24 protein-coding genes and 1 pseudogene are annotated in these 26,181 nt (G+C 37.0%); 8 read left to right on the top strand and 17 right to left on the bottom strand.

Going from position 1 to position 26,181, the window contains the following annotated elements; translation table 11 throughout:
* Positions 1–406: 406 nt before the first annotated feature.
* Together rnhA and CVPH_RS02080 are read right to left on the bottom strand one after the other, a co-directional pair.
* Entirely contained in the window at positions 407–847 is a 441-nt protein-coding gene (gene rnhA, locus CVPH_RS02085; protein ID WP_201341867.1) for a ribonuclease HI, read from the bottom strand.
* A complete protein-coding gene (locus CVPH_RS02080) occupies positions 840–2,612 on the bottom strand; it encodes an N-acetylglutaminylglutamine amidotransferase (RefSeq protein WP_201341866.1) in 1,773 nt (590 codons plus the stop codon). Before CVPH_RS02080 ends, rnhA begins: the two co-directional genes overlap by 8 nt.
* Before the next feature lie 54 nt (positions 2,613–2,666).
* Here CVPH_RS02080 and leuC point away from each other — a divergent pair, with 54 nt between their 5' ends.
* From leuC to ruvA, 3 genes are read left to right on the top strand one after another with little or no spacing between them, the layout of a single operon-like run.
* Positions 2,667–4,067, top strand: a complete 1,401-nt coding sequence (gene leuC / locus CVPH_RS02075; protein WP_201341865.1) for a 3-isopropylmalate dehydratase large subunit — start codon at positions 2,667–2,669, stop codon at positions 4,065–4,067.
* The gene (leuD, locus tag CVPH_RS02070; protein WP_201341864.1) at positions 4,067–4,681 is read left to right on the top strand and encodes a 3-isopropylmalate dehydratase small subunit; all 615 of its coding nucleotides are present in this window, start codon (positions 4,067–4,069) and stop codon (positions 4,679–4,681) included. The genes leuC and leuD overlap by 1 nt, the downstream gene beginning before the upstream one ends.
* Positions 4,678–5,268 (top strand): Holliday junction branch migration protein RuvA, encoded by a 591-nt coding sequence (ruvA, locus tag CVPH_RS02065; protein WP_201341863.1) that lies wholly within the window; start codon positions 4,678–4,680, stop codon positions 5,266–5,268. Before leuD ends, ruvA begins: the two co-directional genes overlap by 4 nt.
* Positions 5,269–5,270: 2 nt before the next feature.
* On the opposite strand, the pseudogene CVPH_RS02060 reads toward ruvA, so the two are convergent.
* From CVPH_RS02060 to CVPH_RS02025, 8 genes and pseudogenes are all read right to left on the bottom strand, one after another.
* A pseudogene (locus tag CVPH_RS02060) lies at positions 5,271–5,555 on the bottom strand (M4 family metallopeptidase); the annotation flags it as partial.
* Positions 5,556–5,758: 203 nt separating this feature from the next.
* Positions 5,759–6,019: a M4 family metallopeptidase gene (locus CVPH_RS02055; protein ID WP_201341862.1), complete on the bottom strand. Its 261-nt coding sequence runs from the start codon at positions 6,017–6,019 to the stop codon at positions 5,759–5,761.
* Positions 6,012–6,272: a hypothetical protein gene (locus CVPH_RS02050; RefSeq protein WP_245396175.1), complete on the bottom strand. Its 261-nt coding sequence runs from the start codon at positions 6,270–6,272 to the stop codon at positions 6,012–6,014. Before CVPH_RS02050 ends, CVPH_RS02055 begins: the two co-directional genes overlap by 8 nt.
* Positions 6,273–6,318: 46 nt before the next feature.
* Entirely contained in the window at positions 6,319–6,504 is a 186-nt protein-coding gene (locus CVPH_RS02045; RefSeq protein ID WP_201341861.1) for a hypothetical protein, read from the bottom strand.
* Between the two features lie 57 nt (positions 6,505–6,561).
* Entirely contained in the window at positions 6,562–6,705 is a 144-nt protein-coding gene (locus CVPH_RS02040) for a hypothetical protein (protein WP_201341860.1), read from the bottom strand.
* 151 nt (positions 6,706–6,856) lie between these two features.
* Positions 6,857–7,033: a hypothetical protein gene (locus CVPH_RS02035; RefSeq protein ID WP_201341859.1), complete on the bottom strand. Its 177-nt coding sequence runs from the start codon at positions 7,031–7,033 to the stop codon at positions 6,857–6,859.
* A gap of 129 nt (positions 7,034–7,162) precedes the next feature.
* A complete protein-coding gene (locus tag CVPH_RS02030; RefSeq protein WP_201341858.1) occupies positions 7,163–7,462 on the bottom strand; it encodes a hypothetical protein in 300 nt (99 codons plus the stop codon).
* 26 nt (positions 7,463–7,488) lie between these two features.
* Positions 7,489–7,710: a hypothetical protein gene (locus CVPH_RS02025; RefSeq protein ID WP_201341857.1), complete on the bottom strand. Its 222-nt coding sequence runs from the start codon at positions 7,708–7,710 to the stop codon at positions 7,489–7,491.
* A gap of 78 nt (positions 7,711–7,788) precedes the next feature.
* Between CVPH_RS02025 and CVPH_RS02020 the strand changes: the two genes are divergently transcribed.
* Complete coding sequence (locus tag CVPH_RS02020) at positions 7,789–10,062, top strand: DUF255 domain-containing protein (protein WP_225879766.1); 2,274 nt, start codon at positions 7,789–7,791, stop codon at positions 10,060–10,062.
* Positions 10,063–10,452: 390 nt separating this feature from the next.
* Here the strand turns inward: CVPH_RS02020 and CVPH_RS10005 are convergent, their stop codons facing one another.
* Positions 10,453–10,719, bottom strand: a complete 267-nt coding sequence (locus tag CVPH_RS10005) for a hypothetical protein (RefSeq protein ID WP_225879765.1) — start codon at positions 10,717–10,719, stop codon at positions 10,453–10,455.
* A 74-nt stretch (positions 10,720–10,793) separates the two neighbouring features.
* Between CVPH_RS10005 and CVPH_RS02015 the strand changes: the two genes are divergently transcribed.
* Complete coding sequence (locus CVPH_RS02015; RefSeq protein WP_201341855.1) at positions 10,794–11,051, top strand: helix-turn-helix domain-containing protein; 258 nt, start codon at positions 10,794–10,796, stop codon at positions 11,049–11,051.
* A gap of 27 nt (positions 11,052–11,078) precedes the next feature.
* On the opposite strand, the gene CVPH_RS02010 is transcribed toward CVPH_RS02015, so the two are convergent.
* Together CVPH_RS02010 and typA are read right to left on the bottom strand one after the other, a co-directional pair.
* Entirely contained in the window at positions 11,079–14,150 is a 3,072-nt protein-coding gene (locus tag CVPH_RS02010) for an efflux RND transporter permease subunit (protein ID WP_201341854.1), read from the bottom strand.
* A 214-nt stretch (positions 14,151–14,364) separates the two neighbouring features.
* On the bottom strand, positions 14,365–16,182 hold the full coding sequence (typA, locus tag CVPH_RS02005; protein ID WP_201341853.1) for a translational GTPase TypA: 1,818 nt from the start codon (positions 16,180–16,182) through the stop codon (positions 14,365–14,367).
* 70 nt (positions 16,183–16,252) lie between these two features.
* Here typA and rlmE point away from each other — a divergent pair, with 70 nt between their 5' ends.
* From rlmE to dinG, 3 genes are read left to right on the top strand one after another with little or no spacing between them, the layout of a single operon-like run.
* The gene (rlmE, locus tag CVPH_RS02000; protein WP_201341852.1) at positions 16,253–16,876 is read left to right on the top strand and encodes a 23S rRNA (uridine(2552)-2'-O)-methyltransferase RlmE; all 624 of its coding nucleotides are present in this window, start codon (positions 16,253–16,255) and stop codon (positions 16,874–16,876) included.
* A 59-nt stretch (positions 16,877–16,935) separates the two neighbouring features.
* Positions 16,936–17,907 carry a polyprenyl synthetase family protein gene (locus CVPH_RS01995; protein WP_201341851.1) on the top strand — a complete coding sequence of 324 codons (972 nt, stop codon included), beginning with the start codon at positions 16,936–16,938 and terminating at the stop codon, positions 17,905–17,907.
* A gap of 4 nt (positions 17,908–17,911) precedes the next feature.
* Positions 17,912–19,969, top strand: a complete 2,058-nt coding sequence (gene dinG, locus CVPH_RS01990; RefSeq protein ID WP_201341850.1) for an ATP-dependent DNA helicase DinG — start codon at positions 17,912–17,914, stop codon at positions 19,967–19,969.
* Between the two features lie 14 nt (positions 19,970–19,983).
* On the opposite strand, the gene CVPH_RS01985 is transcribed toward dinG, so the two are convergent.
* From CVPH_RS01985 to CVPH_RS01970, 4 genes are read right to left on the bottom strand one after another with little or no spacing between them, the layout of a single operon-like run.
* On the bottom strand, positions 19,984–21,432 hold the full coding sequence (locus CVPH_RS01985) for a TrkH family potassium uptake protein (protein ID WP_201341849.1): 1,449 nt from the start codon (positions 21,430–21,432) through the stop codon (positions 19,984–19,986).
* Positions 21,433–21,444: 12 nt separating this feature from the next.
* Positions 21,445–22,818, bottom strand: a complete 1,374-nt coding sequence (trkA, locus tag CVPH_RS01980; RefSeq protein ID WP_201341848.1) for a Trk system potassium transporter TrkA — start codon at positions 22,816–22,818, stop codon at positions 21,445–21,447.
* A 6-nt stretch (positions 22,819–22,824) separates the two neighbouring features.
* On the bottom strand, positions 22,825–23,400 hold the full coding sequence (locus CVPH_RS01975) for a response regulator (RefSeq protein ID WP_201341847.1): 576 nt from the start codon (positions 23,398–23,400) through the stop codon (positions 22,825–22,827).
* A 12-nt stretch (positions 23,401–23,412) separates the two neighbouring features.
* On the bottom strand, positions 23,413–25,575 hold the full coding sequence (locus tag CVPH_RS01970; RefSeq protein ID WP_201341846.1) for a sensor histidine kinase: 2,163 nt from the start codon (positions 25,573–25,575) through the stop codon (positions 23,413–23,415).
* Positions 25,576–26,181: the final 606 nt, after the last annotated feature.

The following is a 26,181-nucleotide window of genomic DNA, read 5'->3' as shown; positions in this document are numbered from 1 at the left end:
TATTGATACTCTTCCAAATGGCGAAAACTAAAAATTCTTATGATTAATCGCAACTAGGTTCTTCTTCCAAGTTGTGATTTGCAAAGTAATCCATGACACACTCTTCATGTTGGTCGTCTTCTTGACCATCATAAGAATCTTTTACAGCATCACGAATGACTTGTCTTTATGCTTCCGTAGGATTGGCATTTAGTGGTTTAACCCCGTCTTTTGCATCAGCAAAAGCGTTAAAACTTAAAAAAAATCCGAACAATATAACTAATTTCCTCACGCTCAATCTCCTATTTGAATAGTCAAGAATTACCGTTATACTATCACTATTTTTGATTGCAAGTTTCTTTGAAACTATTTAAATATTATAATTATTAATAGCTCAAATTAGTGATTATTAATCAAATATTCCAACTCAATTACTGATTTTATCCATGGCTAAATTTGCCAGTGCATCCGCCATGTCGTTGCCCTTATCACCACTATGGCCCTTGACCCAATGCCAGGCAATATTGTACTGATTATTAAGCGCATCTAAGCGCTGCCATAGGTCTATATTTTTAACTGGTTTTTTATTGACAGTTTTCCAGCCTTTGGCTTTCCAGTTTTTAATCCACTCACCAATACCTGTCATCACATATTTAGAATCGGTAAACAAATCAATGGTAATGTCGCTAGATTTAATTGCCTCCAGTGCTTTAATAGCTGCAGTCAACTCCATTCGATTGTTGGTGGTATTTTGTTGTGCGCCTTGAAGTTTTTTATCATGGCCGTCGTATCTAAGCCATACGCCCCAGCCACCAATACCAGGATTGCCACGGCAACCACCATCTGTATAAATGATTATTTTATTCATCAATATTTATTTGTAGCCAATATTCCAATAATGCCAAATGCCATAAACGCGAACCATTGAGTGCGGTCATATAGTTTCGCGGTTTGTTAATTACTTTAGCAATAAAAGCCTGATTAAACACACCACGATTGACACATTTACTTGAAGTTAGCATGTCTGACATAAAGTCTAAAAATTCACCACGCACGTATTTAAGTGCTGGCATTGGAAAATAACCTTTTTTACGATCAATCACACTATCGGGTAGTAAACCTCTGGCAATTTGTTTAAGGGGGTGTTTGCCTTTATTAAGCATTTTCAAACTCGGCGGCATGCTCAAAGCGTGCTCTACCAATTTATAATCCATAAATGGTACGCGCGCCTCCAAGCCCCAAGCCATAGTCATGTTATCCACTCTTTTTACAGGGTCATCAACCACTAAACGAGTAATATCAGTACGGAAAACTTTGTCCATAAACGTATCTGCGCCTGCTTTAGTAAATTCGTGATGAAGCCAAATTTCAGTGTGATTGCTGCTATGATATTGTCGATTAACTGTTTGCAAATATTCGTCATACGACCGATCCACATAATGCCTAGTAAAGCGCTCAAGCTCTGAGCCTGTCTGTACTTGCATGCGCTCATACCAAAAATAACCTGCAAAAGCTTCGTCTGCACCTTGACCAGAAAGCACCACTTTAATATGTTTAGATACTTGCTCAGATAATAAATAAAATGCCACCGCATCTTGAGCCACCATTGGCTCACTCATGTTGGCAACTGCCTCGCCAAGGCGTGGCAGTACTTGTGAATTACTAATGACATATTTTTCATGCTGGGTTTTAAACTGGGCAACAATTTGGTCAGAATATTCAAATTCAGACCCAACTTCATCATCAACATCTTCAAAACCAATTGAAAATGTACGTATATCTTTATGCTCTGCTTCTCTAAGTAATGCGACTAAAAGTGATGAATCTAACCCGCCAGAAAGTAGCACGCCAATTGGCACATCTGCAGCATTCATACGTTTTAAAACACTGTCTGTTAAAAGTTCATGCGTGCGCTGAATAAACTGCTCATCTGTCAATATCTCTTTTGGACGCATGGCCTTTGGCTGCCAATAAGTTTTTTCAACAACTTTGCCCTTAGCGCTAATGGTTAATGTAGTTGCTGGTTTAATTTTATTCACGCCATTAATAATCGTATTAGGTGCTGGCACAACGCCGTGCAATGAAAGCTGTTGTTGCAAGGCAATAGGGTTAATGCTCTTATCTACACCTTGCGTTGCCAACGCCTGCATGTTAGAAGCAAAACTAAATGCTTGATTTGTTAGATTAAAATAAAGCGGCTTAATCCCCATTCGATCACGAGCAACAAACAACTGGTTTTGAGCCTTATCCCAAATACAAAAAGCAAACATGCCATCTAAATGCGTGACACAATCTTCGCCCCAATGATGATAAGCTTTGATAATCACTTCAGTATCAGAATGCGAGAAAAATTGATAACCTTGCTTGGTTAAATCTTGACGTAAAGCTTGATAATTATAAATCGTGCCATTGAAAACCAAAACCAAACCAAGATTTTTATCAATCATTGGTTGATGAGCATGATTAGACAAATCAATAATAGCAAGCCTTTGATGCCCAAAGCCAATACTACCATCAACCCAGAGGCCACTAGAATCAGGACCACGACGCGCAATTTTTTGCATCATTGCCTTAAGTCCATCATCACTCACCACTTGAGTATCAAATCTTAACTGCCCACAAAGTCCGCACATAAAGTTTAATGAAAATGTAAAATAGGATATTTTATCAAGTATTGCGTATCAATAATGGCTCAAACACTCTATGACAAACTGATGGATGTACATGTTGTACGTGAAGATGGCTCAATGGTACTTATTTATATTGACAGGCAGCTTATTCACGAAGTAACCTCACCTCAAGCATTTGAAGGCTTGGCAATGGCAGGTAGAAAACCTTGGCGTACAAGTGCCAATTTGGCAGTACCTGATCATAACGTACCCACAACCAATCGTTCATCAGGTGTGAGTGGTATTAGTGATTCTATTTCAAGGTTGCAAATTGCAACCTTAGACAAAAACTGCAAAACTTTTGGTATTGATGAAATATCTATGAATGACATTCGACAAGGCATTGTGCATGTCATTGGTCCTGAACAAGGCGCCACCCTGCCAGGCATGAGTATTGTCTGCGGCGATTCACACACCTCAACCCACGGCGCACTAGGTGCATTAGCATTTGGCATTGGTACCAGTGAGGTTGAACATGTTTTAGCCACAGGTTGTTTGTGGCAATCTAAATCTAAAAACCTTAATATTGAAGTCAGTGGCAAGCTTAATAAGCACGTCAGTGCAAAAGACATTGCACTTTACATTATTGGTCAAATCGGCACTGCGGGTGGCACAGGCTACGCAATTGAATTTAGTGGCAGCACCATTCAAGATTTATCCATTGAAGGTCGTATGACCTTATGCAACATGGCAATTGAAGCAGGTGCACGTGTAGGTATGGTTGCCGTTGATGATAAAACCATTGACTATGTCAAAGGCCGCCCACTAGCGCCTTCAGGTGCTAAATGGAACAAAGCAGTAGAATATTGGCACACACTGCATTCTGACAAAGATGCACACTTTGACAAAATCGTAAATTTTAATACAAAAGACATTAAACCTCAAGTTACTTGGGGCACATCTCCAGAAATGGTAGTAGCAATTGATGAGTATGTACCCAACCCTACTAACGCCAAAAATCAGACTGAAAAAATTAGCTGGGAAAATGCACTTAATTACATTCACCTCACTGCTGATACAAAAATATCAGACATTAAAATTGACAAAGTCTTTATTGGCTCATGCACCAACTCACGAATTGAAGACTTGCGTATTGCGGCTAGTGTTTTAAAAGATAAAAAAATTGCCAATAATATCAAACTTGCCTTAGTTGTGCCTGGCTCAGGACTGATTAAAAAACAAGCCGAAGAAGAGGGACTAGATAAAATTTTTATAAACAGTGGCTTTGAATGGCGTGAAGCAGGCTGCTCAATGTGCTTAGCCATGAATGCTGATAAATTAGAAGTAGGTGAGAGATGCGCAAGCACTTCAAATCGTAACTTTGAAGGTCGTCAAGGTCAAGGCTCATTTACTCACCTAGTTAGCCCTGCTATTGCAGCTGCAAGTGCCATTGCTGGTCATTTTTCAGAGGTTAAATAATGCAAAAATTTAGCACATTTACTTCAATAGCCGTACCACTTGAGCGTGCTAATGTTGATACTGATGCGATTATTCCTAAGCAGTTTTTAAAATCTATTAAACGCTCTGGCTTTGGTGTTAATTTATTTGATGAGTGGCGTTACCTGGACCATGGTGAAACTGGCATGGATAACTCTAAACGTCCGCTTAATATGGATTTTGTGTTGAATCAGGAAAAATACCAAGGTGCAAAAATACTACTGGCACGAGAGAATTTTGGTTGTGGCTCAAGCCGTGAACATGCACCTTGGGCATTAGAAGATTATGGTTTTAAAGCAATTATCGCCCCTAGTTTTGCAGATATTTTTTATAACAATTGTTTTAAAAACGGCATTTTACCTATTGTGCAAGATAATAATGTTATGGATGAATTGTTTGCCTCAACTGATGAAATAACGATTGAGCTTGATGCTCAAAGCATCTATGTAAATAGTAAAACTTATCTTTTTGAAATAGACACAGAACGAAAAAGGCGCTTAATCAATGGTCTTGATGATATCAGCTTAACCTTACAGTACACGGATGATATTAAAGCTTTTGAGAAAGACTATTTTAATAGATATAACTGGTTATGATTGGCAAACTAACAGGTATTATTTTAGAAAAAAATCCACCTGAAATTTTACTTGAGGTGAACAGTATTGGCTATGAAGTTCTATGTCCAATGTCAAGTTTTTATGCAATGGGTGAGAAAAAACAACTCTCGCTATACACTCACTTATCAATTAAAGAAGGTGCCCATACCTTGTACGGCTTTATCTCCAAAGATGAAAAAACCTTATTTAGAGAACTGATTAGAGTCAATGGTGTTGGTCCTAAAGTAGCGCTGGCTATTTTGTCTCACCTTGATATTGTCTCACTAATGAATGCTGTTGCTAATGAAGATGATGTGTTATTGACCAAAACGCCAGGCATTGGTAAAAAAACGGCAAAAAAACTCATTGTAGAACTTAAAGACCGTTTAGAAAAACTAGAATTAAACAGTCAAAATCATCAAAATATCAAAACAAATCCTAATACAAACTCCAATATTAAGCAAGCATCAGCCGCTTTACAAGCACTTGGGTTTAAAGCCAAAGAGTCTGAAAGGATGTTGGCTATCATCAATAACAAAACACTTTCCACCGAAGATATTATCCGTCTAGCACTTAAAAATAAATAATTTTATTGATTGTCATCAGTCACACCAACTACCTCCCAAGTTAGTCTAACCTGTTCTTGCATATCAACCCCATCTTCAGTATCGCCATAACCAAAGGCAGCACTAATCATGCCCGCTTTGGCAGCGTAAAAAGTACTATTTCGTAGCCAGTGGTTTTTATTAGCATCTAAAGTAATTTTGATTGCATTGCTAATACCAGTAACATTAACTCCATTATGAACACCGCCCATAGACAACAAATAAAACATTCTATTTGCCACGCTACTATTGATATGAACGCCACAAAGGTCATTATAATCACTTGGTGTGGTGCAATTAGTCGCATCTGTTAAAAACCAATTATCGCTTTTTTAAGTATTCGGATAATAAGCCCTTCCCCTGCCACTGGCTGATAAGCAGCACCATCTTTGATTATTTTATAATCATCTTGATATATACGGTACTTACTTTCTAGGTTCTTTATTGATCGAAGAGGTAACCAATGAGTCAATTATCTGTTCCTGTAGAGCGGCCCTCCTATAGCAATGCCCAACCAATCTGAAAAAGCCTCATTTAATGCACCTGATTCACGTGGATATATTAAATTAGAGTTTCTGCTAGTAATGGCATGTCCCCACTCATGAGCAGCAACATTAACAATTGAAGATAGGCTTTTATCATATCCTTTAGTAGTAGGTATAGCGAGTGTATAATAAACTCTATTGTTAGAGTAAAAAGCATTAAACTGAGAGCCTGGGTTAGGGTCAGTCATCAAGATGAGGAAACAGGTAGTCAGTAACAGCCACCATAGAAGAGCCTTGATTGTCATAACTATTCAACCCTAAAATATTTTTAAGATAATCATAAACCACAATAGCATGTGCATCGACCCTTGATTGGTTCAAATCTTTGGCTAACCTAGCGCTATGTCTAGTAAATTTATCCACGCCTAGTCCAATAGATTTTAAGGTTTGTATGCTTGCGTTTTTGGCAAACCCATTGTTACGACGGCTAATATCGTGCAAATAAAAACGACTGTCTGTCTTGGTTACTGCTAAATGTTCATAGCTTTTACTTATCCCCTTTTGCTATTACATTTGTTTTAGAATCATCTAATACTCGTGAACTGATGACGTGAGGGTCAAGATAATAACACCGCTCTCCTAACGGTTTGACTGTCAATGTAATATCGCCACTATCATTACTTTGTGTAATTAATCTCACAAAGCTTTCACCATCTTCAATAACCTTTTGCATGCTACCCTCTCCACTCACGGACAGCTGACAACAAGACACCTCAAAACAGGTACCTGTTTACATTTTAATTTCAAAAAACCCTGTACCAACAGTAAATAAAGTATGAATTCCAGATTCGTTCGCAAGCAATTGATTAAAGCCAATGATATTATTTTTATCACTATCAATCATGTCTTGCATATGTTGTGTTGCTACGCTCACGTCAACAAGCGTTTTTCCCGTGCTGATTTCATCAATTGCTTCTTGTATTAAACCACCATCAGGAATTTTTTTTATTTTGTGTGTCTTTAAATTGCTCCTCTACATCAATACCATTATCTGGATTACCATCCACATCCAGTGTTTGCAGAATTTAGGAGATTTTAACGGCATAATCTGTACGTGTAACAATATCAATAGGATAAAGAACTAACTTGGCTTTTGTTTCTCCTAACAGCATATCGCCTAAATAAAATTTAATACACTCACCTTCTTGATATTTATAAGTACCGATTTTCATCGGTAGTTCCTTTATAGGTATTAGTAACATAGCTTATACCCTTAGTCGCACTATCTCTAAAATAACCTTTTTAGTGCCACTATCTTCATGACCGCCGCCACCGCCACAAGATGAAAGCAAGAAGACAACAAGTAATAATAATATTTGATGTCTAGTTGTTTAGATTAATTGAGGAGGGTGACTATCACTAATGATATAAATAGTTTCCATGCCATTAATAACAAGATTAACTCGCCAAATCACATAGGATGCTTGGGGAATAATGACAGCTTTATTTGATAATATTTTAAACTCAAGCAAATCTTGACTAATGAAATCAAGCACTTCAGCGGTGTTTAAATTAGTTTTTCCTTGAAAGAAACTTGCGTCAATCTCATATTTCAATTCGGCTGATAATTTTTGGTTATAGCCACTTAAGCTGCTCACTTGTTGATTGTTAAAATGAACAATAACCTGCATATTATCAATTTCAAGTCCTTGATAAGCTAAATTAAATCAGCTTTATTTTTTATACCCAGTTCTGTTTTGTACTGCAAAATACTTGAATAGGCCTTCTCTAGCAAACTATCACTAGCTATAGTATTAATAAACAAAGCTTGTTGTGCACTTTGTTTGGGCTTAGGCTCTACACTAAAAAATCTATCAATGTCTTGAGCATAAATACTATTTAATAATAGAAATGAAAGAACTAACACAATTGTAGACATTGCACTTTCCAATAAAAATACCTGTTACAATTAAAACGATTTTAATTTTACTCTAATTAATGCCAAAAATCTTAAAGCATGCCTAGATTATTAATCGCTTTGTTTTTTTTACCCATGTTAATATGGGCACATCCTATGAATGAATTAGAACAAGCTTATCATGACAAGGGCAAGAACTATACGCCTAGAACGCAACATCTTAATGAGCAAGGTCATGCTCAATTTGTCAACCATCTAATTTTAACATCTTCGCCTTATTTATTGCAACATGCCCATAACCCCGTTAACTGGTATGAGTTTTCAGATGAGGCCTTTGACAAAGCAAAGCATGAAAATAAACCTATTTTTATCTCTATTGGCTACGCCACTTGCCATTGGTGTCACGTCATGGAAGAAGAGAGTTTTGATGATATCGAAGTGGCTGCATTTCTTAATCAACATTTTATTGCCATTAAGGTGGATCGTGAAATTCGCCCTGATATTGACAGCGCTTATATGAATGTATCACAACTGTTAAATGGCTCTGGTGGTTGGCCACTTAATGCGATTTTACTGCCTAATGGCAAAGCATTTTTTGCAGGGACTTATTTTCCTAAACAGCAATTATTAAACATCTTGACACAAGTGCAGAATTTATGGGAAAACAAAGCAGACGAATTAAACAAACAAGCGAATAAAATTAGTCAAATGCTTGATCAACTAAAAGCAATGTCTCGCCACGTCGTTGATGATAATATTGTTATCAAATCTATTAAAGCCATACTGGAGGATTTTGATGAACTTGAAGGCGGTTTTGGGCAGGCACCAAAATTTCCACATGAATCTATGTTACTACTACTCATCGACGAACAAAGACGAAACCCTAGTGCAGATAAATTAAATGCCATCACAACGACGCTAGACACAATGGCAAGTGGTGGCTTGTATGATATTGTCGGTGGCGGCTTTCATCGTTATTCAACGGACAATGCTTGGCTTGTACCACACTTTGAAAAAATGTTATACAACCAAGCGCAACTCTCTCTGGTTTATACTCGCGCCTATGCACTAACAAAAAAACCTTTGTATAAGCACATCTCTAAGCAAACTTTAAATTACACATTAGCAGAGATGCAAGAGACTAGTGGTGGATTTTTTTCTGCCACTGATGCTGATTCTCAGGGCGAAGAGGGAATATTTTTTGTTTGGTCAATTGATGAGTTAAGCACTGTTTTTAATCAACAAGAGCTAACGCAATTCAAACAATGGTTTGATTTATCAAGCAATACCGACTTTGAAGGAAATCACATCATTCGTTTTAAAAATATCAATGATGTCAATCTAGAAGATGACAAAGCAATTGATGCCTTATTGAACAAGTTGTACCAAATTAGAAACAAAAGAGTGCTGCCCCTTACGGATAACAAGATATTACTATCATGGAATGCGCTAATGGCTCGTAGTTTGCTTGAGGCAGGTGCGGTTTTTAATGAAAAAAAATACACCCAATTAGGCATAAACTTAACTGACTACTTACACACTTATTTCAATAAAAATAACCAACTTTACAGGGTATTAATTGGCTCTAAACTTGGAACACCGGCTTTATTTGAAGACTACGCTTATTTATCTAGTGCTTATTTATCTGCATTTGACCAAACCAATGATAAGAAATGGCTTGATAGGGTTATTAGCCTTGTTAATGTAATGAATGAAAAATTTTGGGATAAACAACGCCATGGCTTCAATATAAGTAACAACACAAAATATTTAAGCACAAACCAAAAAGAGGGTTTTGATGGTGCAATTCCCTCCACCAACGCAACAGCTTATGAGGTATTGACAAAACTAAGCAATAGAATCAATACAGATGATTTTAAACAACAGGCAGCTCAATTATTAAGCGTTTTTGCTAAACAAATTAACCAAAATCCAAGTGGCCATACTTCATTTATTTTAGGTGTTAATAACCAATTAAATGGAGAATTAAACCCTATTCAAACGATTTATAATGGGCGTATTCGTGTGCATTCTCGCTTTCATAATAATCAGTTGTTAATCAACCTTGAACTACAATCACTTTGGCACATTAATTCTAATCAGCCTCTACAGGCTGCCTTAATTGCCACCAAAATTGTCAATATTGACACTGATCATTGGACGATAAACCACATCACTTACCCGCAAGATGAACTGGTTGATTTAGGCTTTTCAAAAGAAAAAATTTCTATTTACAAGGGCAAAATACAAATTAAAGTCACCCTTACAAATAATGCAAAACGATATCGCCCACCAACTTTACAATTAACCTTACAGGCTTGTAGCGACAAGGTGTGTCTAGCACCCAAAACTGTCACCATACAACCTAACTAGAATAGTTTTTAATACTTACCGTCTAATAATATTCCACCATTATTAACACAACCATTCAAACTAGTAAGCAAACTTAACTCTTTCATACTGATCTTCTGCATCATAAATATTGCTTTTATCTGTTTCTGCTCCGTACAAAGCATTAACTGAGTCCCCTGCTGCCTTTTAACCACATTTGTCGATTTTTCTCCTTTCAGCAATAATAGCTTCTTGAGCTTAACAAATCATCTTTCGCTCTTAGCAAGTCAGCTTTTAAATTATCACAATTTTTGCTTCTGTTATCATGACTACTTGCATTGGTAAACCCAAACAACACTGAAACGCCAGAGAACGTTACAAACAAATACTTTGATGTGATAAATTTTCGTTATTTTTTTTATATCATTGTTATTATGTTTTATTCTTGCTGATTAATAATAAATTGTTCTTTACTATTCTTAGCAACTCTTTGTTGTTGAAATCATGCTGCAAACATTTTAGATACTCACCTGCAGGTATTTTATTCAGTGCGGCGAAGTTTAACGTCTCATAGACATACGCATTAGCGGTTGGTGCCAAATTGTATTTTTTATTGTAATCGCAAAAATCTTTGCCATTTTTCAAAGTAGTTGACGAAACTACATCCATCACTACCAAACTTACTGCTATTATTTTCATACTTATAAAGGTTTAATTATACTAATTATATCCCAATATGGGATATAAATATCCTAATGTAGGATATTTATATTATGAGCAAACGAAATCCATATGATGAGCGTCGAGAAATATTAAGACATTTACTAATCAAATATAGAAAAAATGCTGACATCAAACAAACCCAATTAGCCCAAAAGCTAAACAAGCCACAATCTTTTGTTAGTAAATACGAAAATGGGGAGCGAATGCTAGACCCTATTGAGGTTTATGAAGTGTGTAACGCCCTTTCTATTTCTTTTTTGCTAGTCATGAAGCAATTTGAAAGGGCAATAGCGCAAAGCGCTGATTAAGTAAGTAAAGTACTACTCGAAAATAACCTATTGACTAAATCTTAACAGCCTGCGCCAAAGTTTTTTTACCCAACTGATAAGCTCATGGTTAATTAAATACAAACAAGGCAATAAAATAAGTGTCATTAATGTGCCAAATAACAAGCCATAGCCCAGCGAAAGCGCCATGGGTTGTAAAATAAAGTCAGTACCGCCAATGCCATAAGCAAGTGGTATTACACCTGCTAAAGTTGTTAATGTTGTTAACACAACAGCGCGCAATCGGTCTTTTGCGCCTTGAACAACCCACTCATAAACACTCATAGTAGATGCAAACTTTGCCTTTAAATAATTCAAATGGGCAACCATCACTAAAGAATCGTTCACAATAACCCCTACTAATGCCAGTGTACCTAATATTGCAAAAAAACTAAGCGTCTCTCCATGAAGAAAAAAAGCCCAAATAACGCCAATAATAGAAAAAGGCACAGCGATTAAGACTAGTATTGGCTGTGAATAAGAATTAAATAACAAAGTTAGTAATAAAAATATGGCAAAAATTGCCATAACAAACGCCTTTTTAAAGCTATCCATTGCTTTTTTTGTACCCTTATCGCCACCCTCACTAGTCACTCTAATTGTAGGATACTTGTTAACTAAATCTAGGCGCTTGAGTGCTTGACTGATAACCACACCAGAAGTCGTTATCTCGTCATCAACACTACCGCTAATTACGGCTGAACGCTGCCCATTAAAATGATTAAAATTTGGCTCGCCCTTAATTTTTTGTAATGAAACAAATTGTTTCAGCGGTATGGGGTGACTTTGACGGTTGTTAATTTTTAGTAATGCTAGAAAGTCTTCTGACTGTTTATCACTACCCAGATAAATTCTAAAATCAACATCACCATCACCATCACCATAACGCACGTTAGTGACATTAATACCTGTAAAAGCTGCCTTTAAATAATCATTAACTGCTGAAAAATCAACATCAAATCTAGCCATTTTCTCAAAATCAATCACCACCTCAATACGTGTTTTACCCGGTTCATCATCTCGCTCAATGTTGCCTATGCCATCAATACTTAACAATATTTTCTCTAAAGCATCAGTAGCGTTTTGACGTTGAATATTATCACTACCTACCAAATTAATCTCTACATCTTCGCCTTGTGGTGGACCTGGTCTACTTATTGAAAACTTTAATTTTTGTGCAGCTTTTATATCCTTAACACGTGCTTTTAACTGGGTAAGTAAAACTTTGGGTGTTTGCACTCTTGTGCTAGACGGCACCAGTTCAATAGTAAACTTAGCCACATGAGTAAAATAATGACCAACATTGTTGGTTAATGAGTCTAAATCCTCACCCACAACTTCTATTATCATTTGCTCTACTTGCTTGGAAATAGACTCTGTACGCTCTAACGAGGTACCAACAGGCATTTGCAATCTTGCACTAATACTATCTGCTCCCACTGCAGGAAATTGTACATATTTCATTTGGGTTTTGGCAAAATATAAAGAGCCGATAAGAACGATACTGAAAATAACAACAACACCGTAACGCCATTTCAGTACTTTTGTTAAAAAACCCTCAAACCAATTTTCAATATACGTAAACCATGTTTTACCTTTGGTTTTTTCATCACTACTGGCAAGGTGTGCTGGCAATGCTAAACTGACTTCTAAAAAAGAAAGTGTCAAAGCAAAAATAACCACCAAAGGAATAACGTAAATAAATTTACCCATCGTGCCGCCCATTAAAAACATTGAAGAAAAGGCTAAAATAGTGGTCAAAATTGTCGTTATCACCGGTGCAATGACGCGCTTAAACCCACATACAGCAGACTGATATTTGTCTTTTCCTAATTGTTTGTAATGATGTATGCTTTCTGCCACCACAATACTATCATCCACCACAATGCCAAGTACTAAAATCATCGCAGCCAGTGAAACAAGATTAATGGTTTCGCCCGTTGCGCCTAATAAAGCCACTGTACCTAAAAGAGATACTGGCAAGCTGATTGATACCCAAAAAGCTGTTTTAAGTGATAAAAATAAACCCAATATCACCAACACCAAAAACAAGCCAATTAAACCATTATTGGTCACGATATTAAGCCGATTACGAACATGCTTAGACTCATCTGATGAATAAAAAACTTGCAGACTGGTTGGATATTTAGCTTTTAAATCCAATACTTTATCTTTGACCAAATCAACCGTGGTAATTACATCGGCATGCTCTTGTTTGCGAATTCTCAGAATAAAACCTTTAGTGCCATTCACGCGAGTAATAGAAGTCTCTTCCTTGTTTCCATCAACAATACTTGCAACATCTTTTAAGCGAATAACAGGTCCGTCAAAGGTTGATTTAATAATCACATCACCCACATCTTGAATCTCATCAAACTTAGCCAAAACAACAATGGTTTTTTCATTAATATCATCATGATTACTACCAACAGTGTAGCGTTTGTTGCGCTTTTTAATCGCTTCAATCACTTGAGGTAAGGATAACTTATGTTGGTACAAACTATCAGGATTAACCCTAATTTGAATTTCACGATCAAGATAACCCTCTTTAACAACTTTTGACACGCCTTCAACCAGTGCTAAAGAATCAGCCATGTCATCAGTAATATCTCTCAATGCTTGGTAAGACAAGTCACTACTACTACTAATATTAATTTTTAAAATGCTTTTAAGTGAGTTTTTTTGATCAATAACCCAAGGCAAATCATCCACTTCTTCAGGTAATGACTTGATGCGACTAACTGCATTTCTAATCTCTTGCTTTAATAGCTCAATATCATCCACATCTTGAGAAAGTGTTATGACAATACTAGACTTGCCTTCTTTGGAAGTTGAACTGAATTTGTCAATCCCTGAAATTATTTTCAGTTCGTCTTCAATTGGGTTGGTAATATTCTGCTCAACATCTTCAGGTGAGGCACCAGGATATACAGTCACAACAGTCATTACTTCAAAATCTACCGCTGGGAATTTATCTCTTTGAATGCCACTTAATGTCAAAAGACCAAGGGCAATAATGGAAACCGTAAAGACCAGTGCTAGCTTTTTCTGCTTAACAAAAAAAATAAGAATGTTGTCCATAAACGTTTAATCAAAAAAAATATAACAGCAGTATACCATTAGCACTGGTACTGACAACAAGCAAGCAAGCAAGCAAGCAAGCAAGCAAGCAAGCAAGCAAGCAAGCAAGCAAGCAAGCAAGCAAGCAAGCAAGCAAGCAAGCAAGCAAGCAAGCAAGCAAGCAAGCAAGCAAGCAAGCAAGCAAGCAAGCAAGCAAGCAAGCAAAAGCTACCTTTTATTTAGGTTTTCCACGCGCCCTTTTGCGTTCATTCTCTGTTAATAAACGCTTGCGAATGCGGATATTGTGGGGCGTTACTTCTACCAATTCATCATCATCAATAAATTCTAGCGCTTGCTCTAAATCAAGCTTAATGGCAGGTGTTAGCGATACGGCTTCATCAGTGCCTGATGCACGTACATTGGTCAACTGCTTGCCCTTCATAACATTAACCACTAAATCTTTATCACGTGTATGAATGCCAACCACCATACCTTCGTAAATATCAGTGTTGTGTTCTACAAAAAATTTACCACTTTTTTGTAAATTAAAAATGGCATAAGCAACTGCTTGTCCTTGGTTCATTGAAATCAAAGAGCCATTAGAACGCTGACCAATTTCCCCTTGTTTTTGAGGTTTGTAAACATCAAAGGTTGAATTCATCAGCCCTGTGCCTGTCGTTGCTGTTAAAAATTCTGTTCTAAAGCCAATCAAACCACGTGCAGGAATATTAAAATCTAACTTTACTCTACCGTTGCCATCTAGCATCATATTGGTCGGTTCGGCTTTACGTTCACCTAACTTTTCCATCACAGTGCCTTGATGTTGAGTTTCTACATCAACACTTAAATCTTCAAAGGGCTCGCAAACCACGCCATCAATTTCTCTTAAAATGACTTGTGGACGACCTACTGCCAACTCAAAACCCTCTCTACGCATGGTTTCAATTAAAATTGACAGGTGTAATTCACCACGACCTGAAACAATAAATTCAAATGGATCGGTTGTGTTTTCAACCCGAAGTGCAACGTTGTAAATGAGCTCTTTATCTAAGCGGTCGCGAATATTTCGTGAGGTGATAAATTTACCATCTTGCCCAGCAAATGGAGAATCATTAACACGAAACGCCATAGAAACGGTTGGCTCATCTACACTCAAAGGTGGCAACGCCTCAATAGTCTCAGGATCACAAATCGTATCTGAGATTGAAATGCCTTCAATACCAGTAATGGCAATAATATTGCCTGCTTGTGCACTGTTTGTATCGACTTTTTCCAAGCCAAGAAAGCCTTGAAGATTTGCAATTTTAGCTTTACGTTCATTGCCTTGTGTGTCAACCACCACAACTTGCATATTTTTCTTGATTGTACCACGCATAATGCGGCCAATCGCAATTGCCCCAACAAACGAGGAATAATCAAGTGCGGTCACTTGCATTTGCAAAGGCGCATCAATATCAACCTCTGGGGCTTTAACGTGTTTTATAATGGTTTCAAACATGGATGTCATATCGCCTGAACGTACGTCATCTTCTAATGAGGCATAACCATTAATACTTGAAGCGTAAATAATTGGGAAATCTAATTGTTCGTCAGTTGCGCCCAGTTGATCAAATAAATCAAACACTTGGTCAATTACCCAATCAGGGCGTGCTGCATCTTTATCAATTTTATTAATAACGACAATTGGATTTAGACCCTGGTCAAAGGCTTTTTTCGTCACAAAGCGTGTTTGTGGCATTGGGCCTTCTTGCGCGTCTACAAGCAAAAGCACACTATCAACCATAGACAGTACACGCTCTACTTCACCACCAAAATCAGCATGGCCTGGCGTATCTACAATATTGATATGATAATCGTTCCATTTAATCGCAGTATTTTTACTAGAAATGGTAATACCGCGCTCCTTTTCAAGATCATTTGAATCCATCATTCGATCAGTTGATTCAAAGCGCTCATCAAACGTTTGCGATTGCTCAAGCAATTTATCAACCAAAGTTGTCTTACCGTGGTCAACGTGAGCAATAATAGCAATGTTTCTTAATTTAGTATTCATGCGGGGTAGGTCAATGCAAAAAAGACATTATTATCCCGTAAAATACTCTGCAATATTAGGAATTATTGATATGGCAAAAAAAGGCAGTTCAGGACGTTGGATGAGTGAACATCTAAGTGATGAGTTTGTTAAAAAGGCACAAAAGGCAGGCTATCGCTCTCGCGCCGTTTACAAACTTATAGAAATGATTGACAAAGATAAATTTATTAAATTAGGGGATAAAGTGCTTGATCTTGGCGCTGCCCCTGGTGGCTGGAGCCAAGTAGCAATAAAAACTGTGGGCAAATCTGGTCTGGTTATTGCTAGTGATATATTGGACATAAAGCCCATTGATGGGGTTGATTTTTTACGTGGTGACTTCACTGAAGGTAGTGTTTATAAAGCGCTTTTAGATATCACTATGAGTAAAAAAATTGATGTTGTTTTAAGCGATATGGCGCCAAATATGAGCGGTCAACTCTCAGTTGACATCCCTAAATCCATGTACTTGTGTGAACTGGCACTGGATATGGCAATTAAAACCTTAACGCCTTTAGGCTATTTTTTTGTCAAAGTCTTTCAAGGAGATGGGTTTGATGAGTTTGTTAAGTCGTGTCGATCTTCTTTTTCTTCTGTTACCATCCGCAAGCCAAAAGCCTCAAGAGCAAGGTCTAAAGAGGTGTACTTGCTTACAAATAAATTAAAGCCAACCTGAGGTGATACAAGTATTGGTTTTTTTAATAACCCATACCGCCCACGTGTAAAATAACCGCCATGAAAAGTTTAAGCGATATTCAATCCCTCTTAAAATTAGATTTACAAAAAACAGACGGTATACTCATTAATCGTTTAAGTTCAAACGTTGCTTTGATTAATCAAATGAGCCATTATATTATCCACGCTGGCGGCAAACGCTTACGTCCACTGCTGTTATTGCTTTGTGCACGTGCAACTGGATATCAAGGCACGCATCATCACCTTATGGCGGTGGTCATAGAATTAATTCACACTGCCACTTTACTGCATGATGATATTGTTGATGAGTCTATAACGCGCCGAGGAAAAGACACGGTCAACGAAGTTTGGGGTAATGCGCCCAGTGTTTTAGTGGGTGATTTTTTATATTCTCGTGCTTTTGAAATGATGGTTGAACCTAATTCAATGCCCATCATGCGTATTCTTTCTAAAACCACTAATAGTATTGCTGAAGGTGAAGTATTGCAATTATTAAATTGTCAAAATGCTGAACTAACCGAGGCCGAATATTACGCAGTGATTGAGCGAAAAACAGCGTGTTTATTCCAAGCAGCCACTCAAATTGGCGGGTTACTATCAGACGTTGATAAAGCCCAAGAGTCTGCATTAAAAGACTATGGCTTACACCTTGGCAACGCTTTTCAGATTATTGACGATGTGCTTGATTATGAATCAGATGCAAAAACCATGGGCAAAGAAGCGGGTGATGATTTAAATGAAGGCAAAACCACGCTACCCATGATTTATGCACTTGCTCATACTTCTGGTGATGATAGACAACTTCTAGAAGATGCTATTAACCAAGCAGATAATTCCAAAATAGCACAGGTGATTAAAATTCTGCAATCGGTTAAAGCCTTCGGCTATACTCGCAATCAAGCACACAAATCAGCCCAACTTGCCAAGCAATCACTCAAGCTAATACCTGACTCAGATTATAAAGACGCATTGATTTTATTATGCGACCTTTCCTTGCAACGCCAGTCATAAAATCATGCTTTCAAATGAGCTAAAAGCTCAAATCCGTCAGTCATTTATAAGCTTAAAAGAAGACATGGATGGCTTTAAAACACGCCAAGCACAAAACAAAATGATTGCTGAAATCTCTAAAACTTTATCGGGAGAGCATAAAGGCGAGCATAATATTTTATGTGTTGAGGCACCCACAGGTACAGGAAAAACGTTTGCTTATTTACTTGGCAGTATTCCTATCGCTAAAGCCAATAAAAAGAAACTAATTATCTCCAGTGCCAATGTCGCCCTGCAAGAACAATTGCTTTTTAAAGACATGCCACAAGCACAAAAATATTGCTCAGTTGATTTTAAGTATGCTCTAGTCAAAGGGCGTTCGCGTTACGTTTGTGTTCGCAATTTAATTAACGTATGTGAAAATAACACGAGCGATAATTCTTTATTTGAATCAATGCCGCTGTTTGACAATCCACCAGAAAAATATCAATTAGAACAACTCAGTGAGATGCTAAGCGATTACTCAACTAAGAAATGGAATGGAGAAATCGATGATTTAATGCGCGCGCCAGATCATTTTATTTGGCAAAAAATAGCTTGCAATCGTTTTACTTGCACAGCAAAAAGCTGTGATTCTTATCAAAACTGCGCTTTTTTTAAAGCCAGACGGAAAATTACCAAAGCAGATGTTATTGTCACTAATCATGATTTGGTTTTGGCTGACCTTAGCACAGGAAACACTGTGCTACCTGATGTTAGCGAATCAATCTTTATCTTTGATGAGGCACACCACTTAAATTCAAAAGCACTATCGCACTTTTCATTAACCACCAACACTGAGTTTATCAAAACCAGCGTTAGACAAACCAAAGTAGTTAGTGAGCAATTATGCAAAATCAGCAAACAAGATGTACCTGATATTAACATCAAACAAATTGATGGTTATCTGACTGATTTAATTCAATTGTTAAAACAACTAGAATTTAATGACGATATTTATTTATTCAGCCAAGGTATTGTTGATGAATCTATCAAACAAATAAGTGAAAATATTCTAACGCTTATTGGCGCTGTTCAAACCAAATTCACGCTTTTAAAAGAATCTTGGGGCGACTATTTAAAAATAACAGCCATAGACAAAAGCATCAGTGATCCTATTAGTAATGCAGCTGGTGAATGTGAACAGCATTTACTTAGTATTATTACTTTATTTTCATCTTTCTTGCAAAAAGATGATCCAAATAAAGCACCACATTCACGTTGGGTCGAAAAAAGCACGCTCGCAAATAAAAAAACAAACTACTTGCTTAATAGTGCGCAAACCGATGTTTCAAAAAATCTAGACCGACTTATTTGGTCAAAAGTTTCAGGCGCCATTCTCACTTCAGCCACGCTAACATCACTCGGTAGTTTTGAGCGCTTAAACAAACAATTAGGGCTACTAAGAAATGAAAACCAATACCTACGCCTGCCTTCACCTTTTGTGTTTGACCAAGTAGATTTTATCATTGCCAAACTTAAAGCCAGCCCAACCCAAGTGTATGAGCACACACAAGAAGTAACATCACAACTACTTAAACGACTTGATAGTAACGAAGGTTCATTGGTACTATTTGCCTCTAATAAACAAATGCAAATAGTAGCAGACTTGGTAGAAAAAAAGCTAGATTGTACTTTGTTTGTTCAAGGCGAATACCCCAAAAAGCACATTTTAGAAAAACACATTAACTTACGCAAACAAGGCAAGGGTAGTGTTATTTTTGGGCTAGATAGTTTTGCTGAAGGCGTAGATTTAAAAGGCGACAACCTTACCCATGTTGTCATTGCCAAATTGCGCTTTAGTGTACCCACTTCGCCCATTGATAAAACATTAGCCACTTATCTTGAATCACAAAATAGAAACCCTTTTATGGAAATATCTCTACCCGATGCATCACTTAAACTCATTCAAGCCTGTGGTCGCTTGATTCGCACAGAAACTGATACAGGAAAAATCACCATTTTTGACAATCGTCTAGTCACTAAATTTTATGGCAAACAACTACTAAACGCTTTGCCAAGCTACAATATTATAGTAGAGTAACTTTTACAGTGTATTTAAAAACGCCAAAAAGCCTTATGCAACAAAGCCATTAAGGTTAATATTTCTAGGCGTCCTAATAACATTGAAAAACTTAGAATCCATTTTGCTGTATCGCTAATATTGCCATAATTAGCAGCAACATCACCCAAACCTGGGCCTAGGTTATTAATAGACGCTGCAGTTGCTGAAAACGCACTCACCTGCTCAAGACCAGTAAACATCAACATAATCATAATCATAACAAAGGCAATTACGTATAAAGAGAAAAAACCCCAAACTGACACCAAGGTATTCTCAGGAACACTTTTCTGATTAAGCTTGATGTTGATTTGTGCATTAGGATGAATAAATTTTTTAATCTCTTTCATGGCTAATTTAAACATCAATAATATTCTAACAACTTTAATACCTCCGCCCGTAGAGCCAGCACAAGCACCAACAAAACTACCAAAAATTAAAAACACTGGTAGCACGAATGGCCATAATGAGAAATCTGTACTGACAAAGCCTGTGGTGGTCATAATGGAAATACTTTGAAATACGCCATGTCTAATCGCCTCTTCCATGGTTTGATAGTAGCCCTTATCAAATAAATAACTTGATACCAATAAAATTGATGTACTTAAAATTAACAAATAGGCTTTGAACTCAGAATCTTTCAAATAAATAAATATATTGCGCTTGCGCCAAACAAGAAAATGTAGTGAAAAATTAATACCTGCCAATAGCATAAAGACCATTGCCACTAACTCGATTGCATAAGAATTAAAATAGCCAATTGATGCACCATGAGTAGAAAAACCACCGATAGCAACCGTTGCATAGCTATGTCCAATTGCATCAAATCCATCCATACCTGCGAGGTAGTAACTCAATGCACAAACAACTGTCAAGCTAATATAAATTTTCCATAGTGCTTTGGCAGTTTGAGCTAACTTTGGCGTGAGTCTTTCTTTAGAAATACCGCTTGATTCTGCATGGTAAAGCTCCATACCACCAACCCTTAACATGGGTAAGATAGCAACCGCTAAAACAATAATACCCATGCCACCCAGCCATTGAAGTTGCTGACGATAATACAACAGTGCTTTAGGCAAATCATCTAGCCCAGAAAGTACTGTTGCACCTGTGGTGGTCAGCCCCGACATGGATTCAAAAAATGCATCACTAAAGGACATATCCAAAGAGGTTGATAATAAAAATGGCGTGGTCGCAAACAAGGATAAAACAAACCAAAAACTCACCACTACTAGTACACCTTCACGAATCCTAAAATTTTTGGTTGATTTTCTAAAAGGCAACCATAAAACAAAACCACTTAACAATGTTAAAGAAAAAGCGGCGAAAAAAGATGAGGCTTCGTTTTGAGCATAAATAAAGTCAACAACAATAGGTGGTAATTGCGTTAGACTAAATACCATTAGCAACAAGCCAATGGTTTTAAAAACAATACTAAATTGCATTTTTAATAATCGTTAATCAAAATATCCTTCAAACAACTCTTCCACTTCATGAATTTTACTCACATCAGTTAACACCAATAACACGTGGTCTCCTTCCTTGATAACTAAAGTACGCGACCCCATAATAACCTCATGATTTCTAACGACTGAACCTACGACCACACCATCTGGCAAATTGATTTGCTCAATGGTTTTACCCACAACATCTGAATGATGTTTATCACCATGTACAATAACCTCAATTGCCTCTGACTTACCTTGGCGCAATGAGTACACCATCATAGTATCACCCTTGCGAATATGTGCCAAAATACCGCTCACTGTAATTTGGTCGGGCGATATGACCATGTCCACATCTTCACTTTGCTTGGCTAAATCTTCATAGACATTGCGCTTAACCAAAGCAATCGTCTTATGTGCGCCTAAGCGTTTGGCTAAAATTGAAACGATAACATTAATTTCATCAGAATCTGTTAGGGCTAAAAATAAATCTGTACTTTCAATACCCTCTTCTAATAATAACTCCTCGTCAGAAGCGTTGCCTAAAAGTACTAATGTATTATCAAGCTCATCAGCAATCTTACTAACACGCTCTTTATTCATCTCAATAATACGAACATGGTGATCCTTTTCTAAGAACTTTGCCAAATTAAGACCAATACGCCCACCGCCCGCAATAATAATATTTCTATAAGCTTTATCTTCACGCCTGAATTGCTTTATCACTTTAGAAATACTGGCCTTTTTGGTCATGAAATAAACCCGATCACCATCACGAATGACCGTTTCTCCTGATACGGGAATGGCCTTACCGTTGCGATACAAACTAACAATGCGCACCCGTGTTTTTGGCAAATGTTCATGTAGATCTTTAATAGAATGACCTACAATTGGTGTGCCTGCATAAGCTCTAGTTTCTACCAATTGAACCAACCCGTTTTCAAACTCAAACACCTGCTCAGCACCTGGTTCTTCAACCACACGCTTAATATAGTTAGTCACTAATTCTTCAGGTGTAATAATAAAATCAATAGGAATAGCATTAGGTGAAAATAACTCCTTTCTGTGCAAATACTCAGCGGTGCGTATGCGCGCTACTTTTTTCTCCACTTGATACAAAGTGTGTGCCATCTGGCAAGCCAACATATTGCCTTCATCTGATCGTGTTACCGCAATGACCATGTCCATATTCTTAATATCTGCCTCCTCTAGAACATTAGGATATGAAGCATGACCACACACGGTTTTCACATCTAAATGACGTTGTAGGTTTGATAAATTAGACTCATCTTTATCAATAATGGTAATGTCATTATCATTATCTGAACCTAAATATTTAGCTAATGTTGCACCAACTTGCCCTGCACCTAAAATTAAGATTTTCATACTATTTTATTTTTTATCAATACCTAAATCTTTTAACTTACGATATAAAGTGGTTCTTTCTAATCCTGCAAGTGTTGCAACCTTGGCAATATTATGGTTGTTCTCTTGTAAGTGGTGATTGAAATATTGTACCTCAAAAATATTTCTCGCCTCTTTAAGTGGTGCATTAAATTCAATACCACTAATAGTGTGTCCAGATTTCTCTAGTACTTGCTCAGATAGAATTTTACGCACCAATGGCAAAATATCATGCAGCGGTTTTTTCAAAAAATCAACTGCACCTAGTTTAATTGCCCTGACCACATCTTGGTGTTCTGCATGACCAGACATCATAACAATCGGTGTAGAAAAACCAGCTTGAGCCCATTCTTCTAACAACGACATACCATCCTGTCCAGGCATCCAAACATCCATCATAACCAAGTCAAAAATTTGATCTTTTATAATGGTTTTAGCTTGGTTGGCATTAGCCGCAAGAACCACATGGTAATTAACATCTTCCAATGTGTCCATCATCGTTTCTGTATTAATATTCTCATCATCAATAATAAGAATTCTACCAATGGCTAGTGTGTCATTCATAACCCTTTCCTTTTATTTATTACAATTAAACTCAATGGTGATCATAGCGCCATGTGGCTTAACATTGCCGGCAAATATTTCACCCTCATGCTGCTTAATAATATTTTGCACAATTGCCATGCCTAAACCACTGCCCTTAATTTTAGTCGTTACATAAGGCTCAAACACTCTATCAAGTACATACTTATCAAAACCATCGCCATCATCTATGATACTTAAACGCACAATAGCTTGTTTTGGTAAATATTCTGTTGTGATTTTAACGTTTAAATCACGCCTGTCAATCATTGCTTCACTGGCATTTTTCACTAAATTAATCAACACTCTAGAAATACTATAGCTATCTAAAAGCAGTAGTGGAACGCCAGCAGACAAATCAAAACCAATACTCATATTGCTTATGTCGTCATAAAGTGCGATAGATTGTTTAATTAACGCATTCAAATCACAAGGTTTTCTTTCAATTTGAGGTGTGTTAGCATAATCAGTAAATGCACTCACCATAGTGTCCATGGATTGAACTTGGTGGATGATGGTATTTGTAGTTTTATCAATAACATCTAAATCTTTGCCCTCTAAAGAACCTATAAATCGATTTCTAAGACGCTGAGCAGATAATAAAATAGGCGTTAGTGGATTTTTAATTTCGTGTGCCATGCGCTTTGCTACCTCCCCCCAAGCAGCTTTTTTCTGAGCTCTGTTTAATTTCGAGATGTCCTTAATCACAATGACAAAACCCAAGGTTTCATTGTCATTTTTAAGTGCTGCGCCTTGACACGATAATAACAAATGTTGACTAGCCAAAGTAATTTCAATCTCTTCACTCCATTCACTTTCATCTCGTTTAAATTTATCTTGTGTCATTAAAAACAGGGGTTCTAAATTTGAGTAGTGATCAACAATAGTGTTGCATTTTTTACCAATGAATAATTTTTCATCTTTAATGCCCAACATTGTACCAATCACTGGATTGATGAGACGTATCTTCCTATTTTGATCAAGCGCAATCACGCCATAAGAATATTTAAGAATCGTTTCCAAAAACAAATTGTGCGTATCTAAACCCTCACGAGATGCCTTGATTTGTCTAGACATGGCATTAAATTGCTCAATCAAACTACGCACATCTTCACTTTCTTTTTGTTTGGCAATGCGCACATCATAATTACCTTTGGCAATTTCTTGCGTGGCGATGGATAAGTTATTCAGCGGCTTCATTAGCCGCTCAATCATACGAAAAACCACCATAAGTGCACTAAGTATTGCCAATAACACAGTGGATGAAAAATCAATCATAAAACGTTTTTGAGTGATTGAAGTGTTAATCTCAAATTTAATGTTTTGCGCTGCACTTGCAAATCCTCTAACTTGTGACAAAAACCCTAAAAGTCCTGGATCAGTTGCATACACTACATCAACCACAAACAAATCTTGATTTGATATGTTTGCAAAATAACGTGTTGACATTTTCACTTGAATAACGTTTGCAGTCTCATCTTCGTTAATCATACGTGGCTGTGTACCTGGCAATGGCCGCTCTTCAATCGCCATACAATTAGTCACATCTGCTGTTTTAGCAACCACCTCTTCTTGAGCATTTAACAATGTAATTTGACAAGCCCAGCCTTTATCAATTAAGCCATCAAGAAATATCTGCATACTTTGTGCATAATTTGTAGTGTCTTTTTGAAAGCTACCAAAGGAAGTAATTAAAGTTAATAATCTTTTTGTTTGTTCAGTATAGCGCTCATCTCTGATTTTTTGCACGCCACTATACAAACTATTGACTTGCTGAATAAAGTTTTGACTAAAAACATTAAACGCTTTTTCTGAATCTTTAACGTTGTTTTGAATCGTCTGGAATGAGAATATATAAAAGGACAATACAGGTACAATCACCAAAACCGGCACAATTTTAACAAACGACCAAGTAAATTTAGAGCCGACAATATCGCCTTTAACATCACGCTTAAGGCGTAATACATCCGCATAAATATAATAAATAGCAACCAGACTCATGATGATATTAAACCCAACTAAATATCCCCACCAGTGTGCAATAAAATCAGGGTTGAGCCCTAAATAAAATGTGCCAGAAATAGACAGTAAAAAAACAAACACCCAGACCCATGCAGGTGGTGTCTTTTTTAAACTTAAATATTGACTAAAAATCATGGAAAATAATGCAGATGGTCATAATTTTTTAAGCAATTATCGCATAAAAAAATAAATATCTGCACAAGTTATTCATTAAATACAGCTTGAATAATTCGGTCTATCGTTTAAGGTAGAGAAAAAATACTTTAGCAAATAAAACACCATTTTTTCAAATCTTAAGCTTATTCAATACACTTTTATGTTGTAGAAAGGATGTTATATTTTTATTAAGGACACTCCTTGCTGAACCCGACATAAATTAGTATAGCCCACCACTAGTTTTAAAAAAATACTTTCAAACAAAGAAGTACCCAATGTCACAAAATCTAGCAACAAGCACATTCAAAAATACTCCACCCCCAGTTCTTTAGTTTCTAAACCGCTTTTAAGTACCCCTCCCCCGAGTTCTCTCTAAGTTCTAAAACCTTCAAACCCAGTGCACTTACACTGACTATATTCACCTTCTTACTTGCTGTTGAAGCGTAAGCCGTTAATACCTTTGATAAATCTGCTTACTTAGACTTAAACACCGAATACACCCACAATCTTAACAATCCAGCCATTGTTAAAAAAGACAACCAAGCCACCACCTTGCTCAAAGAAGTGACAGGCGCTGTCCGTGTA

The organism is Abyssogena phaseoliformis symbiont OG214 (assembly GCF_016592595.1).
Taxonomy (GTDB): Bacteria; Pseudomonadota; Gammaproteobacteria; order PS1; family Pseudothioglobaceae; genus Ruthia.
The sequence above is the reverse complement of the archived record's forward strand: the minus strand, read 5'-3'. Positions and strand labels throughout refer to the sequence as shown.